The sequence below is a fragment of the Kosakonia sp. CFBP8986 genome (assembly GCF_034044935.1).
In the GTDB taxonomy this organism is placed as follows: domain Bacteria; phylum Pseudomonadota; class Gammaproteobacteria; order Enterobacterales; family Enterobacteriaceae; genus Kosakonia; species Kosakonia cowanii.
Window position 1 is genome coordinate 189,341 of the sequence record NZ_JAXCXB010000003.1, and the last position, 17,289, is coordinate 206,629.

The 17,289-nt window shown below is 54.2% G+C and carries 15 protein-coding genes; 9 read left to right on the plus strand and 6 right to left on the minus strand.

What is annotated here, in order from left to right; translation table 11 throughout:
• The first annotated feature begins 9 nt into the window (after window positions 1-9).
• From hflK to rnr, 6 genes are all read left to right on the plus strand, one after another.
• Entirely contained in the window at window positions 10-1,266 is a 1,257-nt protein-coding gene (gene hflK / locus SOM48_RS07660) for an FtsH protease activity modulator HflK (RefSeq protein ID WP_139566775.1), read from the plus strand.
• A gap of 2 nt (window positions 1,267-1,268) precedes the next feature.
• Window positions 1,269-2,273, plus strand: coding sequence for a protease modulator HflC (gene hflC / locus SOM48_RS07665; protein WP_023478485.1), 1,005 nt, complete (start codon window positions 1,269-1,271; stop codon window positions 2,271-2,273).
• Between the two features lie 76 nt (window positions 2,274-2,349).
• Window positions 2,350-2,547 (plus strand): DUF2065 domain-containing protein, encoded by a 198-nt coding sequence (locus SOM48_RS07670; RefSeq protein WP_023478406.1) that lies wholly within the window; start codon window positions 2,350-2,352, stop codon window positions 2,545-2,547.
• 103 nt (window positions 2,548-2,650) lie between these two features.
• Window positions 2,651-3,949 carry an adenylosuccinate synthase gene (gene purA, locus SOM48_RS07675; protein ID WP_023478343.1) on the plus strand — a complete coding sequence of 433 codons (1,299 nt, stop codon included), beginning with the start codon at window positions 2,651-2,653 and terminating at the stop codon, window positions 3,947-3,949.
• Window positions 3,950-4,101: 152 nt separating this feature from the next.
• Window positions 4,102-4,527: a nitric oxide-sensing transcriptional repressor NsrR gene (gene nsrR / locus SOM48_RS07680; protein ID WP_023478375.1), complete on the plus strand. Its 426-nt coding sequence runs from the start codon at window positions 4,102-4,104 to the stop codon at window positions 4,525-4,527.
• Window positions 4,528-4,565: 38 nt separating this feature from the next.
• A complete protein-coding gene (gene rnr / locus SOM48_RS07685) occupies window positions 4,566-7,001 on the plus strand; it encodes a ribonuclease R (RefSeq protein ID WP_312202401.1) in 2,436 nt (811 codons plus the stop codon).
• Window positions 7,002-7,076: 75 nt separating this feature from the next.
• Here the strand turns inward: rnr and SOM48_RS07690 are convergent, their stop codons facing one another.
• Complete coding sequence (locus tag SOM48_RS07690; protein WP_312202403.1) at window positions 7,077-7,466, minus strand: hypothetical protein; 390 nt, start codon at window positions 7,464-7,466, stop codon at window positions 7,077-7,079.
• A gap of 231 nt (window positions 7,467-7,697) precedes the next feature.
• Between SOM48_RS07690 and SOM48_RS07695 the strand changes: the two genes are divergently transcribed.
• On the plus strand, window positions 7,698-7,943 hold the full coding sequence (locus SOM48_RS07695) for a biofilm development regulator YmgB/AriR family protein (RefSeq protein WP_094192953.1): 246 nt from the start codon (window positions 7,698-7,700) through the stop codon (window positions 7,941-7,943).
• A 53-nt stretch (window positions 7,944-7,996) separates the two neighbouring features.
• On the opposite strand, the gene SOM48_RS07700 is transcribed toward SOM48_RS07695, so the two are convergent.
• From SOM48_RS07700 to SOM48_RS07715, 4 genes are all read right to left on the minus strand, one after another.
• A complete protein-coding gene (locus SOM48_RS07700; RefSeq protein WP_320511734.1) occupies window positions 7,997-8,281 on the minus strand; it encodes a hypothetical protein in 285 nt (94 codons plus the stop codon).
• Window positions 8,282-8,853: 572 nt separating this feature from the next.
• Window positions 8,854-9,375: a DUF6882 domain-containing protein gene (locus tag SOM48_RS07705; RefSeq protein ID WP_288881466.1), complete on the minus strand. Its 522-nt coding sequence runs from the start codon at window positions 9,373-9,375 to the stop codon at window positions 8,854-8,856.
• A 100-nt stretch (window positions 9,376-9,475) separates the two neighbouring features.
• Entirely contained in the window at window positions 9,476-11,473 is a 1,998-nt protein-coding gene (locus tag SOM48_RS07710; protein WP_320511735.1) for a BCCT family transporter, read from the minus strand.
• Between the two features lie 276 nt (window positions 11,474-11,749).
• Window positions 11,750-12,295, minus strand: a complete 546-nt coding sequence (locus SOM48_RS07715; RefSeq protein ID WP_023478513.1) for a YfaZ family outer membrane protein — start codon at window positions 12,293-12,295, stop codon at window positions 11,750-11,752.
• A gap of 687 nt (window positions 12,296-12,982) precedes the next feature.
• Here SOM48_RS07715 and SOM48_RS07720 point away from each other — a divergent pair.
• Window positions 12,983-14,908, plus strand: a complete 1,926-nt coding sequence (locus SOM48_RS07720; RefSeq protein WP_320511736.1) for a methyl-accepting chemotaxis protein — start codon at window positions 12,983-12,985, stop codon at window positions 14,906-14,908.
• Window positions 14,909-15,055: 147 nt separating this feature from the next.
• Complete coding sequence (rlmB, locus tag SOM48_RS07725) at window positions 15,056-15,787, plus strand: 23S rRNA (guanosine(2251)-2'-O)-methyltransferase RlmB (protein ID WP_023478470.1); 732 nt, start codon at window positions 15,056-15,058, stop codon at window positions 15,785-15,787.
• A 131-nt stretch (window positions 15,788-15,918) separates the two neighbouring features.
• On the opposite strand, the gene SOM48_RS07730 is transcribed toward rlmB, so the two are convergent.
• Window positions 15,919-17,208 carry an MFS transporter gene (locus SOM48_RS07730; protein ID WP_312481278.1) on the minus strand — a complete coding sequence of 430 codons (1,290 nt, stop codon included), beginning with the start codon at window positions 17,206-17,208 and terminating at the stop codon, window positions 15,919-15,921.
• Window positions 17,209-17,289 lie beyond the last annotated feature (81 nt).

Consider the following 17,289-nt stretch of genomic DNA (forward strand, 5'->3'; position numbering starts at 1 on the left):
AGCACATACATGGCGTGGAATCAGCCCGGTAACAACGGACAAGACCGCGACCCGTGGGGAAGCAGCAAACCAGGCGGCAACTCTGAGGGAAATGGAAACAAAGGCGGTCGCGATCAGGGGCCACCTGATCTGGATGATATCTTCCGCAAGCTGAGCAAAAAGCTCGGCGGTCTGGGCGGTGGCAAAGGCACCGGCGGGAGTAATCCAGGCGCTTCTGGCCCCCGCAGTCCACTGGGCGGGCGCGTGTTCGGCATCGCTGCCGTTGCTGCCGTGGTGATCTGGGCTGCAACCGGCTTCTACACCATTAAAGAAGCGGAGCGCGGCGTGGTGACACGCTTTGGTAAGTTCAGTCACCTGGTTGAACCGGGTCTGAACTGGAAGCCAACCTTTATCGACAACGTGACGGCGGTAAACGTCGAATCCGTTCGTGAACTGGCTGCCTCCGGCGTGATGCTCACCTCTGATGAAAACGTCGTGCGCGTTGAGATGAACGTGCAGTACCGCGTAACCGATCCTCAGCGCTATCTGTTTAGCGTTGCCAGCGCCGATGACAGTCTGCGCCAGGCGACCGACAGCGCCCTGCGCGGCGTGATCGGTAAATACACCATGGATCGTATTCTGACCGAAGGGCGTACCGTTATTCGTAGCGATACCCAGCGCGAGCTGGAAGAGACCATTCGTCCTTACAACATGGGTATTACTCTGCTGGACGTCAACTTCCAGGCCGCTCGTCCGCCGGAAGAGGTGAAAGCCGCGTTTGATGATGCGATTGCCGCCCGTGAGAACGAGCAGCAGTTCATCCGTGAAGCGGAAGCCTACACCAACGAAGTGCAGCCGCGTGCGAACGGTCAGGCGCAGCGTATCCTCGAAGAGGCGCGCGCGTACAAAACGCAGACCGTGCTGGAAGCGCAGGGTGAAGTGGCGCGTTTTGCCAAGATCCTGCCTGAGTATAAAGCTGCTCCGGAAATCACCCGTGAGCGTCTCTATATCGAAGCGATGGAGAAAGTGCTGAGCCACACCCGTAAAGTGCTGGTGAATGATAAAGGCGGCAACCTGATGGTGCTTCCGCTGGATCAGATGCTGAAAGGCGGTAACGCGCCGGCGGCGAAGAGCGACAGTAACGGCGCAAATAATCTGCTGCGTCTGCCGCCTGCCTCCAACTCCGGCAGCAGCGCCAACAGCAGTTCGACTTCCTCTGCGGGAGATATCATGGATCAACGCCGCGTCAACGCGCAGCGTAACGACTACCAGCGTCAGGGGGAATAACGATGCGTAAGTCAGTAATCGCGATCATCATCATCGTGCTGGTAGTGTTTTTCACCTCGATTTTCGTGGTGCGAGAGGGCGAGCGCGGAATTTCGCTGCGCTTCGGTAAAGTGCTGCGTGACGGCGACAACAAGCCGTTAGTCTTCGAGCCGGGTCTGCACTTCAAACTGCCTTTTATTGAATCGGTCAAACTGCTTGATGCGCGTATCCAGACCATGGATAACCAGGCGGATCGCTTTGTGACCAAAGAGAAGAAAGACCTGATCGTCGACTCCTACATCAAGTGGCGCATCAGCGATTTCAGCCGTTACTACCTGGCTACCGGCGGCGGTGACGTCTCCCAGGCAGAAGTGCTGCTGAAACGTAAGTTCTCTGACCGTCTGCGTTCTGAGATTGGTCGCCTGGATGTGAAAGATATTGTCACCGACTCCCGCGGCCGTTTGACCTCGGAAGTGCGCGACGCGCTGAACTCCGGCTCTGCGGGCACCGAAGATGAAGTGGTCACGCCAGCGGCGGATGACGCTATCGCAAAAGCCGCGGAACGCGTTCAGGCTGAAACGAACGGCAAAGTGCCGGTCATCAACCCGAACAGTATGGCCGCGCTCGGTATTGAAGTGGTCGATGTGCGTATCAAGCAGATCAACCTGCCGACGGAAGTGTCGGATGCGATCTACAACCGTATGCGCGCCGAGCGTGAAGCGGTTGCGCGTCGCCACCGTTCACAGGGTCAGGAAGAGGCGGAAAAACTGCGCGCTACTGCGGACTATGAAGTGACCAAAACGCTGGCGGAAGCCGAGCGTCAGGGTCGCATCATGCGTGGTGAAGGCGATGCCGAAGCGGCGAAACTGTTTGCTGATGCCTTCAGCCAGGATCCGGACTTCTACGCCTTTATCCGTAGCCTGCGTGCGTACGAAAACAGCTTCGACAGCAACCAGGATGTGATGGTGCTGAGCCCGGACAGCGATTTCTTCCGTTATATGAAGACGCCGACCTCAACCGCACGCTAATATCGCGTCAACGGTTTTGATAATGAAAACCACCGCCTCACTCCGGGCGGTGGTTTTTCTTTTGTGAGGATGACCCATGAACGCAACAATCTGGCTCGCGCTGGCGTTAGTTTTGGTGCTTGAAGGGCTTGGCCCGATGCTTTATCCGCGTGCCTGGCGGCGAATGATCGCCTCATTGAGCCAGCTTCCGGATAATATTTTGCGCCGTTTTGGCGGTGGACTTGTGGTTGCAGGCATCGTTGTCTACTACATGTTGAGGAAAACGATTGGCTGAGGCAATAATCGGCTAACTCGCGGGAATTTTGCACGGAAAAAGTGCTGATTCTCTAAAAAAGCGGTGGTAGAATCCATTTTTAAGCAAACGGTGATTTTGAAAAATGGGTAACAACGTCGTCGTACTGGGCACCCAATGGGGTGACGAAGGTAAAGGGAAGATTGTCGATCTTCTGACTGAACGGGCTAAATATGTTGTACGCTACCAGGGCGGTCACAACGCAGGCCATACTCTCGTAATCAACGGTGAAAAAACCGTCCTCCATCTTATTCCATCAGGCATTCTTCGCGAAAACGTCACCAGCATCATCGGTAACGGTGTTGTGCTGTCGCCTGCTGCACTGATGAAAGAGATGAAAGAACTGGAAGACCGTGGTATCCCGGTTCGCGAACGTCTGCTGCTCTCTGAAGCCTGCCCGTTAATCCTTGATTATCACGTTGCGCTGGACGTCGCTCGCGAGAAAGCGCGCGGTGCGAAAGCGATCGGCACTACCGGTCGCGGTATCGGCCCGGCGTATGAAGATAAAGTTGCCCGTCGCGGTCTGCGCGTTGGCGACCTGTTCGATAAAGCGACCTTCGCCGATAAACTGAAAGAAGTGATGGAATATCACAACTTCCAGCTGGTGAACTACTACAAAGTTGAAGCGGTTGACTACCAGAAAGTGCTGGACGATGTGATGGCAATTGCCGACATCCTGACCGCTATGGTTGTTGACGTTTCCGACTTGCTGGATCAAGCGCGTAAGCGCGGCGACTTCGTGATGTTCGAAGGCGCGCAGGGCACGCTGCTGGATATCGACCACGGTACCTATCCGTACGTCACCTCCTCAAACACCACCGCAGGCGGTGTTGCTACCGGTTCCGGCCTTGGCCCGCGCTACGTTGATTACGTGCTGGGCATCATCAAAGCCTACTCCACTCGCGTGGGTGCAGGTCCGTTCCCGACCGAACTGTTTGATGAAACCGGCGAGTTCCTTTGCAAGCAGGGTAACGAATTTGGCGCGACCACCGGTCGTCGTCGTCGTACCGGCTGGCTGGACGCCGTTGCCGTGCGCCGTGCCGTACAGATCAACTCCCTCTCTGGTTTCTGCCTGACCAAGCTGGACGTGCTGGATGGCCTGAAAGAGGTGAAAATCTGCGTTGCTTACCGCATGCCGGATGGCCGCGAAGTGGACACCACGCCGCTGGCTGCCGACAACTGGGAAGGTATCGAGCCGATCTACGAAACCATGCCGGGCTGGTCTGAAACCACCTTTGGCGTGAAAGAGCGCAGCGGTCTGCCGCAGGCAGCGCTCAATTACATCAAACGTATTGAAGAACTTACTGGTGTACCGATCGATATCATCTCTACTGGTCCGGATCGCACTGAGACCATGATTCTGCGCGACCCGTTCGACGCATAATCCTGCTTAAGGGCGCGAAATTCGCGCCCTTTCTCCTCGCTTTTTTTACCTTTCTGTTCAAATAAATTAGCGACCTGACTGGTGGCTGGTTTATCATCAATAAAGTCAATACCTACGGGTATCTCGCTTTTTTTCCTGTTATTGAGGTTGGTGTGCAGTTAACAAGCTTTACCGATTACGGTTTACGCGCTTTGATTTACATGGCGGCATTGCCGGAAGGGCAGATGACCAACATTTCTGCAGTGACAGAAACGTATGGTGTCTCCCGTAATCATATGGTTAAGATAATCAATCAGCTAAGTCGTGAAGGCTATGTCGCGGCGGTGCGTGGAAAAAATGGCGGTATCCGCCTGGGTAAGCCCGCGCGAGATATTCGTATCAGTGATGTTGTGCGCTCTCTTGAACCGCTGACTTTGGTGAACTGCCACAGCGATTTTTGCCACATCACCAACGCTTGCCGACTGAAAGTCGCCCTCTCAAAAGCCGTGCAGAGTTTCCTGAAGGAACTTGATAACTACACGCTTGCCGATTTGGTTGAAGAGAATCAACCGCTTTACAAATTATTGCTGGTGGAATGACGAAACGCTCCGCCAGAGCTGACAACGGAGGAACCGCTATGTCACAAGATCCTTTCCTCGAACGCGAAACTGAAAAATACTCTAATCCTATTCCCAGCCGCGAATTTATCCTCGACCATCTCTCCAAACGCGAAAAGCCTGCCAGCCGCGATGAACTGGCTGTTGAGCTTAATATCGAAGGCGAAGAACAACATGAAGCCCTGCGCCGACGTCTGCGCGCCATGGAGCGCGACGGGCAGCTGGTCTTCACCCGCCGCCAGTGCTACGCCTTACCCGAACGTCTCGACCTGCTGAAAGGCATTGTTATTGGTCACCGCGACGGCTACGGTTTTCTGCGTGTCGAAGGCCGCAAAGACGATCTCTATCTCTCCAGCGAGCAGATGAAAACCTGCATCCACGGCGATCAGGTGCTGGCACAGCCGCTGGGCGCGGACCGCAAAGGGCGCCGCGAAGCGCGCATTGTCCGCGTACTGGTGCCGAAAACCGGGCAGATTGTAGGCCGCTACTTCACCGACGCTGGCGTCGGCTTTGTAGTGCCGGACGATAGCCGTCTGAGCTTCGATATCCTTATTCCGCCTGAAGAGATTATGGGCGCGCGCATGGGCTTTGTAGTAGTGGTCGAACTGACCCAGCGCCCGACTCGCCGCACCAAAGCGGTGGGTAAAATCGTTGAAGTGCTGGGCGACAACATGGGCACCGGCATGGCCGTCGATATGGCGCTGCGCACCCATGAAATTCCCTACCAGTGGCCGCCGGAAGTCGAAAAGCAGATTGCTGACCTGAAAGAGCAGGTGCCGGAAGAGGCCAAAGTGGGCCGCGTCGATCTGCGTAATCTGCCGCTGGTCACTATTGATGGCGAAGATGCCCGCGACTTTGATGACGCCGTTTACTGTGAGAAGAAACGCGGCGGCGGCTGGCGCTTATGGGTTGCCATCGCCGATGTCAGCTACTACGTGCGCCACGGTACGCCGCTGGACAACGAAGCGCGTAATCGCGGCACCTCCGTCTACTTCCCGTCGCAGGTTGTTCCAATGCTGCCGGAAGTGCTCTCCAACGGCCTCTGTTCCCTGAACCCGCAGGTAGACCGCCTCTGTATGGTGTGTGAGATGACCATCTCCGCCAAAGGGCGTCTGACCGGCTACAAGTTCTACGAAGCGGTGATGAGCTCCCACGCGCGTCTGACCTACACCAAGGTGTGGCATATGTTGCAGGGCGATGGCGAGCTGCGCGAGCAATACGCGCCGCTGGTAAAACACATTGAAGAGCTGCATACCCTCTATAAAACCCTTGAGCAGGCGCGCGCCGAGCGCGGCGGCATCTCCTTTGAGAGCGAAGAGGCGAAGTTTATTTTCAACGCCGAACGCCGAATTGAGCGTATTGAGCAGACGCAGCGTAACGACGCGCACAAGCTGATTGAAGAGTGCATGATCCTCGCCAACATCTCTGCGGCACGCTTCGTTGAGAAGGCAGAAGAGCCTGCACTGTTCCGTATTCACGATAAACCGACCAACGACGCTATTACCTCGTTCCGTACCGTGCTCGCCGAGCTGGGTCTGGAGCTGCCGGGCGGCAACAAGCCGGAGCCGCGCGATTATGCCGCGCTGCTGGAGTCGATCGCCGATCGTCCCGATCACGAGATGCTGCAAACCATGCTGCTGCGCTCGATGAAACAGGCGATCTACGATCCGGAAAACCGCGGCCACTTTGGCCTGGCGCTGCAATCCTATGCGCACTTTACCTCGCCGATTCGCCGCTACCCGGATCTCTCGCTGCACCGTGCGATCAAGTATCTGCTGGCAAAAGAGCAGGGCGAGAAGGGTAACAGCACCGCAACGGGCGGCTGGCACTACAGCATGGAAGAGATCCTCCAGCTGGGTCAGCACTGCTCAATGGCCGAGCGCCGCGCCGATGAAGCGACCCGTGATGTTGCGGACTGGCTGAAGTGCGACTTTATGCAGGATCAGGTGGGTAACACCTTCTCCGGCGTCATCGCCAGCGTCACCGGCTTTGGCTTCTTCGTGCGTCTTGTTGACCTGTTTATCGATGGTCTGGTGCACGTATCGTCGCTGGATAACGACTACTACCGCTTTGACCAGGTTGGTCAGCGCCTGATTGGCGAATCCGGCGGTCAGACCTATCGTCTGGGCGACCGGGTTGAAGTGAAGGTTGAAGCGGTCAATATGGATGAGCGTAAGATCGACTTCTCGCTTATCTCCAGCGAGCGCGCCCCGCGTAACCCGGGTAAAACCGATCGCGAGCGTAACAAGAAAGGCACCGCAGGGCGCAGCAACGCGAGCAAAAAACCGCCGCGCCGCCAGGCCAATAAAAAGGTGAATTTCGAACCGGATAGCGAATTCCGCGGCGAGAAAGCCAAGGGCAAAGCGAAAAAAGCGAAAAAGCCCTCTGAGAAAACGCAAAAAATAGCCGCCGCGACCAAAGCAAAACGCGCGTCGCGCAAGAAAAAAGCCGATTGATAATCAAAACCCCTTCTGCAAAGAGGGGGTTTTTCTTTATAGCGTCAGGGCAATAACGCTCCGCGAAATAATGCGTCAGAGGAAAGCCGTTTCGGCGCTACCAATTTCCGTTAAGTCATATCCATTGAATTTCATACCGATGCCGTGCTCTGGATCGATTTCCGTCGAAAAGAGTAAACCGAACTCCCTCTCTTCCTGTGACAGCAGATAGATTTTTATTAGCGTCAGATCGCTGAGCGCTGCGGAATAGATCCGCGCCGTATAGTTCTGCGCTTCGATAATCGCGGTATCAAAAATGGCGTGTTGCTGATGAATAAGAAAGGCGATTGTCTCCCTTATATTTTCATCCACTACATCGCACTCAAGGGCAGTGCATTGCACCGCCTGCGTGCCAAAAGCGAGCAGGGTTAAATCTGTCGTTATACCTTCATCATCTTGATAAAAATCGCGGTCATCACAGCCCATTTCTTCTCTCCTGAGCAGGTTTGCATCCCCACGAAAAGCCGCGTCAGAGCGCGCTCTACAAGGGTTCGGTAGGGGCAAGGTTATCAAAACGAGAGGATATATCTTTAAAAAGATTGCGCGCTAACGTTTTCACGTCTAACTTGTCGGTGTTGTACAAGTTTCGTGGGGAAATCTGTACAACATACTGGGCTGACTGCAAAGGATAGCCACGTCACTTTTTCTAGCGAGTTTATGATGAATAACGCGACTTTTAAGACATTTGAGACTACAGACAGCAAGCTTCATGCCTTTGAGGCCGAAAAACAGATTATTGACGAGCTGACCTTTGCACTGAAATCAGTGAAAACCGTGGTAACTAATAAGGATCTGATTCTGGCCCTTATTAGCCGCCTCGAGACGGAATCCGATGTTGTCCAGAATGACATCCTGCGCAACGCGCTGGAGATGATTGTTCATCGCACCCAGGATGATATCTAAATAAATGGATTTAGCACGGCAGCCTCTGCGCAAGTGGAGGCTGCCGTTTTTTATTAATGGATCTTGTCGTCTGCGCCTGGCTTCCACTGTGCGAGGAAGTTCTTACGGCTCACCGGCACACGCGAACGTTCGTTCGTCGTTTTGGCAATCATCGCCTGAATCTCATCAATAGCGCTGTCGCAGGCGGCAATACCTTCGCGGTTTACTGCCTGTTTGCGTTTGTCATTGAGTATTTCCAGCACGGCGCGAAAAGAGATTGCCTCATCGGTGTTCAGCAGCTGTTTAACAGCCTTCTCAATAAGCATGCCTGCCTTTTTTTCGGTATCAATGGTGCTCATGGTCTCCTCCTGTTAGGGGCTGCGAAGCGAGGCTCTCACTCTTTCAGTGCGCTCTGCTTTTTTTGCCACCCCTGCGTTGGTGAGCGTTCTCTGGAAAAGATCTCCAGCTGAGTCAAACCTGCGTCTTTTAATTAATAAAAAATCGCCCTGAACGAATAAAGATGCATATTTAAATCGCCTTATAAGAATTGTCGCTAAAAAAAGTTTTCTTATAAGCGGTGAAACACTTTGTATATTAAATAATAAGTCGCACTTTTGAATTAATCACTGTTTATTTAATTATAAAAGATATTTGTGCTCTCTTCTTTTTTTGAGAACTATCTGCTTTTTATTCTATTGTTGGTAATAAAAAACAGAAAAGGTATGGTTTTAAATGTTTTATTTTTCAGTGAGATAGGTGATTTTTTGTCAGGCTGGCGTTTATCAGAAAACAGCTGAATTAGTTATTAGAAAGCATAACAGTTTGCGCTATTTTTATGATAACAGTTGGGCGTTAATTGAGATTTAGCTTAATCATTAGATCTGGAAAATAGGCCGTTCTGGGCGTTATTTTCCAGATTTGCAACATACCGTTACGCTTGTTTATTAATAGTCACATTGTCATAGACCATAAATACCCGGGTGGTGCCAGCGAGGCCGCTATATCCACCCTGACCGCCGCCAAGATGGCAGGCGAGTGCGGTAAAGGTCCAGGCATCTTCTGTCGAGGCGTTAATCTGGCGTGTTGTTAAGGCCTCAAGACCATGCTGCTCGCCGAACGTGCGCACGCAGGCGGCATATTCGCCCAGCGGTTCACGCACGGAAGGGTGATCCCAGCCCCATAGCCAGGAGCCCTCTTCGGTATCATAGGTGCCCACCACTTGAACCGGTGCGGTAATGACCCACCCCTTTTCATGATTGGTAAAGGTAATGGTCCCTGCATCGAGATCGACGCCCCACTCGGCGCTGTCGATCCCCCACATCTCCGTTGCCGCCTGCGTACGCTGCTGCATCTCATTATTGGCGCGGGCAATGGTCAGGTCGGGTTCGCGAAGCACTTCATCCTTCGCTTTATCATTACCGCCGCCAAACCACTTCTTAAAAAAATTAGCCATCCAGAGTCTCCATTAACGCGTTGTCGTTTCGGCAAAATTTAGCACGCCAGGGCTTGATAACCAGATGAAAAAACACCGCCCGCAGGCGGTGTTGTCGTGGTTAACGCACCAGATGCAGGAAGTGTAGATGCTTTTCATATTGATCAAGAATATCGTTGATCAACTGCTCCTGGTTCCAGCCCATAACATCATAGTTTTGCCCGCCCTCTTTCAGGTAGATTTCCGCGCGATAGTACTTATGCTGCTCCGCCTGTTGTTCATCGCTCTCCAGACCCGAAATCGCAAAGGTAGGGGTGTTATACCCGCGCAGCCTCACTTCATAGATAAAGTTAAGCTCATCGCCCAGGTCGACTTCGAAGCGAATACGATCGTCCGCCGCATCGCTGATGGTGCTGCGTGTTCCCTGCTTATTCAGCTCCTCCTGCACCAGCGTCATGGCCGGCTGGATAACATCATCCATAAAACGTTTTACCAGCGAGCGTTTGGGCAGATAGGCGATATTACGTAACCGGCGCTGCCACGGAATCGGGTTGCGCGCCGCAGTCGGCGCGATGGTCGCCATGCTTTGGCTTTCACGTTTAGTGAGATCCCGGCGCAACGCTTTCAACAGCCCATAAATCGAGATTAGCAGGATCACCGAGAAGGGCAGCGCACTGGCAATGGTCACCGTTTGCAGGGCGCTTAACCCGCCCGCCAGCAGCAGCGCAATCGCCACCACGCCCATCAGCCCTGCCCAGAAGATGCGCTGCCAGACCGGCGTATGGCTTGAGCCACCGGAGGCGAGAGTATCCACCACCATGGCACCAGAGTCAGCAGAGGTGACAAAGAAGACGATCACCATCGCCATGGCGATAAACGACAGGATGCTGGAGAAAGGGAAGTGCTCAAGGAAGTTAAACAGCGCCAGCGCGACATCCTGCTGCACGGTGTCAGCCAGGTCGCGTGCGCCTTCGGTCATGATGAGATGGATCGCGCTGTTACCAAACACCGTCATCCACAGCAGCGTGAAACCTGCCGGGACAAACAGTACGCCAGTGACAAACTCACGGATCGTTCTGCCACGGGAGACGCGGGCGATAAACATACTGACAAATGGCGACCAGGAGAGCCACCAGCCCCAGTAGAGCAGCGTCCAGCCACCCAGCCAGTTGCTCGACTTTGGTTCATAGGCGTAAAGGTTAAAGGTTTTACTCACCAACTCGGAGAGATATCCGCCGGTGTTCTCGACAAAGGATTTAAGCAGCAGCACCGTCGGGCCAAGCAGCATCACTAACGCCAGCAGCAGCAGCGCCAGGCTGAGGTTCAGTTCAGAAAGAATGCGGATCCCTTTATCCAGCCCCGATACCACGGAAATGGTGGCAAGACCGGTGATCACGACGATCAAAATGACCTGCACGGTTTCATTAATCGGCACACCGAAAAGGTGATTCAGACCAGCATTGACCTGCAATACGCCATAGCCCAGCGAGGTGGCGACGCCAAAGACCGTACCGATCACCGCGAAAATATCGACGGCGTGACCCAAAGGCCCATAAATGCGATCGCCAATAATCGGGTAGAGCGCGGAGCGCAACGTCAACGGCAAACCGTGGCGGTAGCTGAAGAAGGCGAGGATCAAGGCGACAATCGCGTAGATGGCCCAGGCATGCAGACCCCAGTGGAAAAAGGTCAGGCGCATCGCCTGCTTGGCGGCCTCAATGGTTTCAGGTGTCCCCACCGGTGGCGATAAATAGTGCATCACCGGCTCCGCCACACCAAAGAACATCAGGCCGATCCCCATGCCTGCCGAGAAGAGCATGGCGAACCAGGAGTGGTAGCTGAAATCGGGCTGTGCATGGTCGGGGCCAAGTTTTATATCGCCGTAGCGCGAAAGCCCAAGGAAGGTGACGCTCAGCAGGATCAGCGCGACGGCAAGGATATAAAACCAGCTGGCATTGGTGAAAAGCTCCTGCTGTAGCAGCTTGAATTTGCTGTCAGCCAGTTCGGGAAAAAGCGAGGCAAAAGCCACAAGGAGCACGATTAATAACGCCGATGTAAAAAACACCGGCTTATTAATCGTGTTACCCGGCTTTTTTGTCGAAAGATCTTGTTCACTCATAATTAATTTATTCCATAGGTTAGTTGCCCTGAACGGATATAAAGAACAGCGAAATAGTAACAAATATGATGGTCAAGAGAAGTTATTATTCGAACGAATATAACTCTGTAAAACATAATCTTTATGCGGTAATGCCTGGGCGGGTGTCATCCCTGGGCTCGCAGGGTTTTATCTTTGTTACTGGAAGGTGAGTCGCGGTAGAGGATCGATCCTGCCTGCGCGCCAATGTTAAGGCGGGGGAATCGGGGAGACGCGCGCTCCCCGCTGTGCGAGATATCAGAAGGTGACGCCAGCGCCTAAATAGGCCCCGTCGATAATGGTGTGGCCCGGACGACCATCTTTGCCATCGACGCTTGCGTGGCGGTAACCGGCTTTAAGCGTAAGCGGCGTGATAGGTGTCCATTTAATGCCGCCATTCGCTTCGACGTAGTTTTTCACGCTGTTGGTCAGACCTTCCGGTGCAGAGTAGCCTTCGCCATAGAGATGAATGCTGTCCGTCAGCGCCCAGTCGATGCCGCCGCCAATCGGGAAGGCCACGCCGTTATCGCCTTTTTTCGGCCCGAGGTAGACGGCTTTAGTGCCGGCTGAGAGGGTCAACGGACCGAGGCCAAAGTTATAACCTACACCCAGGCTGCCCAGCTGCGCGCCATCTTTAGTATTTTTTACCCAGTTGCTCTCTGCATATAAGCCGTCTGAGCTTTTGCCTAATTCAGCATTGAGATTGGTGTAGTTCTTACTTTGTTCCGCGGTAAAACCCATTGCCAGGGCTGAACCCGATGCCATCACCAGAGATAAAGATAAAAGTACGGATAATTTTTTCACGTTTGTTACTCCTCAATAATTTCGCAGTGAACTTATCAAGTGAGCGGCTGTCTGAAAAATTGCGCTGGTCTCAAAATGTAAATTGCGTAACGCTGATATTTAATGCCCGTTATGGCTATTATTTAATGATGTCAATGCTGGTTACCCGTCTGGTTTAGCGTTGGTTTAATTCCCCGCCTCAATTAATAGTGAATATTTGCCCTGGTTGTTCTTTTTTTAACCATCGCTTTAAATATGAAAAGTATTACCATCGCAATTAATAATAATCATTTCTCTTTGACCTTAATATGCAGTTACATTCTTTGAAATAATTATATGTGTCATGAACTTTATAACCCTGCTTGCTTACAAGTTTGCATCATCTATCGACCATTGCCGAAGGGCTGTGCCGCTTCGCTCAGGCACTCTTGCTCCAGCGCGCAACCGCCGGGTGCAAACTTATTTACAACGACATTAATAGCACCCTAATAAAATGCCAGCTCTAAAAAGCTAAATAAATATGATATATCCTAAGCGAAGCGGTAATATTTTATGCCGAAATGGATTCGTCGTTCGTTGCAGTAATACGTGATTTAGATCATGAATACTGTACTTTACGTATAAGCTGAAGAATAAATCATAAAGTTAAATTTTAAGGCTGACGATAACTGGAAATAGCGCCCCCAATCTAACTTTATGGTGAACCGTATGTCCGTTACCGCTTTTGTAGGAAACATCGCGAATAATCTAAGCGTCGGCAAAAAACTGACCTCCAGTTTTATTATCGTGCTTATTATTATGATGATTACCGTTGCAACAGGTCTTATTGGCTTTAAAAAAGTTGAAGAAAATGCGGATAAAGAAGCGGTTACCGTCCAGATGGTAAATACACTCAGCACCGCACGTCTTAACCGCACCCTTTATCAATATACCGGCTCGGCAGAAAACGCTGATAAAAACCTCAAAGCTTTACAACAGATTATTGAGCTGGCGAAAACGCTGGATACCTTTTCCTGGAGCCAGGAAGGCCAGACAAAAATTGACAGCCTGCAACAGCAAACCGAAACCTATATGGCACAAAGGAGCACCTTTGTTTCGTCAATACAACGCCGTAATGAGCTGGCCGCCGCATTGCGTAGCGCAAAGATTGAAGATATCGCCCAGCAGGCCGCCTCACTGAGCGTCAGCGATAGCTTGCCACCTGAAAGCGCGGTGGTGGCCGTGCGCCTTGAAGCCCGGTTGCAGCAGTCGGCGCTGTTAATTGAAGAGCTGATTGACTCCGGCAGTGCTGATACGGCTGCCCGTCTCAGCACCGCACTTCAGCAAAGCGCGGAATATGGTAAAGCGCTCGCCGGGCAGGGCGGAGAACTCGCCTCTTTAAATGCCGCCTTGACCACCGAGCTTGCCAGCCTGCAGGGGAATATTGACCAGTTCGTTACTACGTTTGCCAATCAGGCAACGCAGTCCAAAACCCTGACCGGCACCGCCACTCAGTTAAACGAATCCGTTGAGAATTTCTTCGTCTGGCAGCAGGCGCAGGTGAAGGAAACCATGTCTCATGCGATGACTATCATGCTGCTTGCAGCCGCAGTAGGCATTGCGATTGCGCTGCTGATTGCCTGGCGCATCACCCGTAACATTACCCGTCCGCTGCGTGAAACGCTGCACATCGCCGAGCGCATTTCGCAGGGCGATCTCACCATGGCTATCACCACCCAACGTCGCGATGAGCCGGGGCTGCTGCTGCAAGCGGTTTCCGTGATGAATGAGAACCTGAAAGAGGTGATCTCCCGTGTGCGTAGCGGTGTGGAGAGCGTGTCGCGCGCCTCGGCGGAAATTGCCGCGGGCAATATCGATCTCTCTTCGCGTACCGAGCAGCAGTCCGCTGCGGTAGTGGAAACTGCCGCCAGTATGGAGGAGCTGACCTCGACGGTGAAACAGAATGCGGAAAACGCCAGCCACGCCAGCAAACTGGCGGCAGAGGCCTCTTCCAGCGCCGACCGCGGTGGCAAGATTGTTGGTGAAGTGGTCACCACCATGGAGGGGATCCGCGCCAGCTCGCACAAAATTGGCGACATCATCAACGTTATTAACAGCATCGCTTTCCAGACCAATATCCTCGCGCTTAACGCCGCAGTAGAAGCGGCGCGTGCGGGCGAACAGGGACGCGGGTTTGCCGTGGTCGCAGGCGAGGTGAGAACGCTGGCGCAGCGCAGCGCCACGGCGGCGAAAGAGATTGAAGCCCTGATCCACGAAGCGGGCAGCCAGGTGGAGAACGGTTCTAAGCTGGTGGCGGGTGCCGGTGAAGCGATGGAGGGGATCGTCAACTCTGTGGCCCAGGTCCGCAATATCATGAACGAGATTGCCGGCGCGTCAGAAGAGCAGAGCCGCGGCATCTCGCAGATCGGTCAGGCGATGGCAGAGATGGATACCACCACCCAGCAGAATGCCGCGCTGGTGGAGGAGTCCTCTGCGGCGGCAAGCTCCCTTGAAGAGCAGGCGCGCGAGCTGGAGCAGACTATCTCCATCTTTACCCTCTCCGGCCATAAAGCGCAGGCCGCGAAAAAGCCAGCGGCAAGCAAGCCCGCCGCGCTTAAACCGGCGCTGGCAGAGACAAGCTGGGAGAGTTTTTAACGCGCATTGCCCGGGGTTTAGATAAACCTGCCGCCTCGTGCGGCGGGTTAAGTTCGACCTGAGGCGTGGGTTGGTTATAATGGGCGCCGGTGATATCTATCACGGCCCTAACAACCCGGCGCAAACCGCCCCAAATGAGTACCATCAATGAGTGAAATGATTTACGGCATCCATGCGGTGCAGGCCCTGCTGGAGCGCGCCCCGGAGCGTTTTCAGGAAGTCTTTATTCTGAAAGGCCGCGAAGATAAACGTCTTCTGCCGCTGATCCACGCGCTGGAAGCGCAGGGCGTGGTGATCCAGGTGGCGAACCGCCAGTATCTGGATGAGAAGAGCGAAGGCGCGGTGCACCAGGGGATCATTGCACGCGTTAAGCCTGGCCGTCAGTATCAGGAAAACGATCTGCCGGATCTGATCGCCAGCCTCGATCAACCCTTCTTTTTGATCCTCGATGGCGTCACGGATCCCCATAACCTCGGGGCCTGTTTACGTAGCGCCGATGCGGCGGGTGTCCATGCGGTGATCGTGCCGAAGGATAAATCGGCCCAGCTGAACGCCACGGCGAAAAAAGTGGCCTGCGGCGCGGCGGAGAATGTACCGCTGATCCGCGTGACCAACCTGGCGCGCACCATGCGTCTGTTGCAGGAAGAGAGTATCTGGATCGTCGGCACCGCGGGCGAAGCGGATCACACCCTGTTCCAGAGCAAAATGACCGGCCCGATGGCGCTGGTGATGGGCGCGGAAGGCGAAGGTATGCGCCGTCTGACCCGCGAGCACTGCGATGAGCTGATCAGCATTCCGATGGCGGGCAGCGTCTCCTCGCTGAACGTTTCGGTCGCGACCGGTATCTGCCTGTTTGAAGCGGTGCGCCAGCGCAGTTAAGTGCACGTAATGCCGGATGGCGCTTCGCTTATCCGGCCTACTGAACAACGCCGGATGGCGCTTCGCTTATCCGGTCTACGGAACAATGCCGGATGGCGCTTTGCTTATCCGGCCTACGCAAAATCGCGCTATTACTCCTCTAAAGACCGCAGATGATCATCTTTATTGAGCGTCATCAGCGCCGCAATACTCACCACCGCTGTTGCCATCACGTAATAGGCAGGAATATCCAGGTTACCGGTCTGCTTAATCAGCCCGGTAATAATCAACCCCGCACAGCCCGAAAAGAGCGCGTTTGAGAGCGAATAGGCCACGCCCAGGCCGGTGTAGCGCACGCGCGTTGGAAACATCTCTGACAGCATCGCCGGGCCGGGGCCTGCCAGCACCCCCACCAGACCACCCGCAATCAGCACTACTACCGCTTTCACCGCCAGCGTGCTCGACTCTGCCTGCAAGATTTTGAGCAGCGGCAGCGCGAGGATCAGCAACAAGATTGTTGCCGTCACCATGACCGTACGGCGGCCATAACGGTCGCTCGCTATTCCGGCAGGTATGATGGTCAGCGCAAAGCCGACATTGGAGATCACCGCAATCAGCAGCGCCTGGTTAAAGCCGGTATGCAGCGCCGATTGCAGGTAGGTCGGCATAATCACCAGATAGGTGTACCCGGCGGCGGACCACACCATCACCCGGCCGATACCCATAAAAATCGCTTTCAGCGTCGCGGCACGGTTGGCGCGCTGGGCGACCGGTTTCTCCTGCTGCTGCACAAAGCTTGGCGTCTCCTCCATGCTCACCCGCAGCCACAGCGCGACCACGCCCATCGGCAGGGCGAGGAAGAAGGGGATACGCCAGCCCCACTCGTGCAGTGCTTCCGGCGTAAGGAGCGTCGAGAGCAGCGCCACCACGCCCGCGCCGCTGAGCAGCCCCAGCGCAACGGTAAAGGATTGCCAGGCGCCATATAGCCCGCGTTTACCGCGCGGAGCGAACTCGGTCATCAGCGACACCGCGCCGCCATACTCACCGCCGGCAAACAGCCCCTGCAAAATACGCAGCCCGGTAATGATCAGCGGTGCGGCAATGCCAATCGAGGCATAGACCGGCACCATGCCGATAGCGGCGGTCGCCAGCGTCATCAGCACCAGGACGATAATCAGCGTCGGTTTACGCCCGAGACGATCGCCAATGCGCCCAAACAGCACCGCGCCCAGCGGGCGAAAGAAAAAGGCGATGGCAAACGACGCGTAAGTGAGGATCAAGCTGGTCAACCCCGTGTCGCCCGCCAGCTGGAAGAAGTTTTTCGCAATCACGGTGGCGAGAAAGCCATACACCGCAAATTCATACCACTCGATAAAGTTGCCAATCGAGCCGGCGATAAGCGCACGCTTATGCGCATCTGGCGCAGGGTGAGGTGAATGCATAATGATTCTCGTTGGGAAGGTGAGAATAAATTATTCATTAGAATGTCAGCGGGGAAATATATTATTCCTGAATAATGTGAG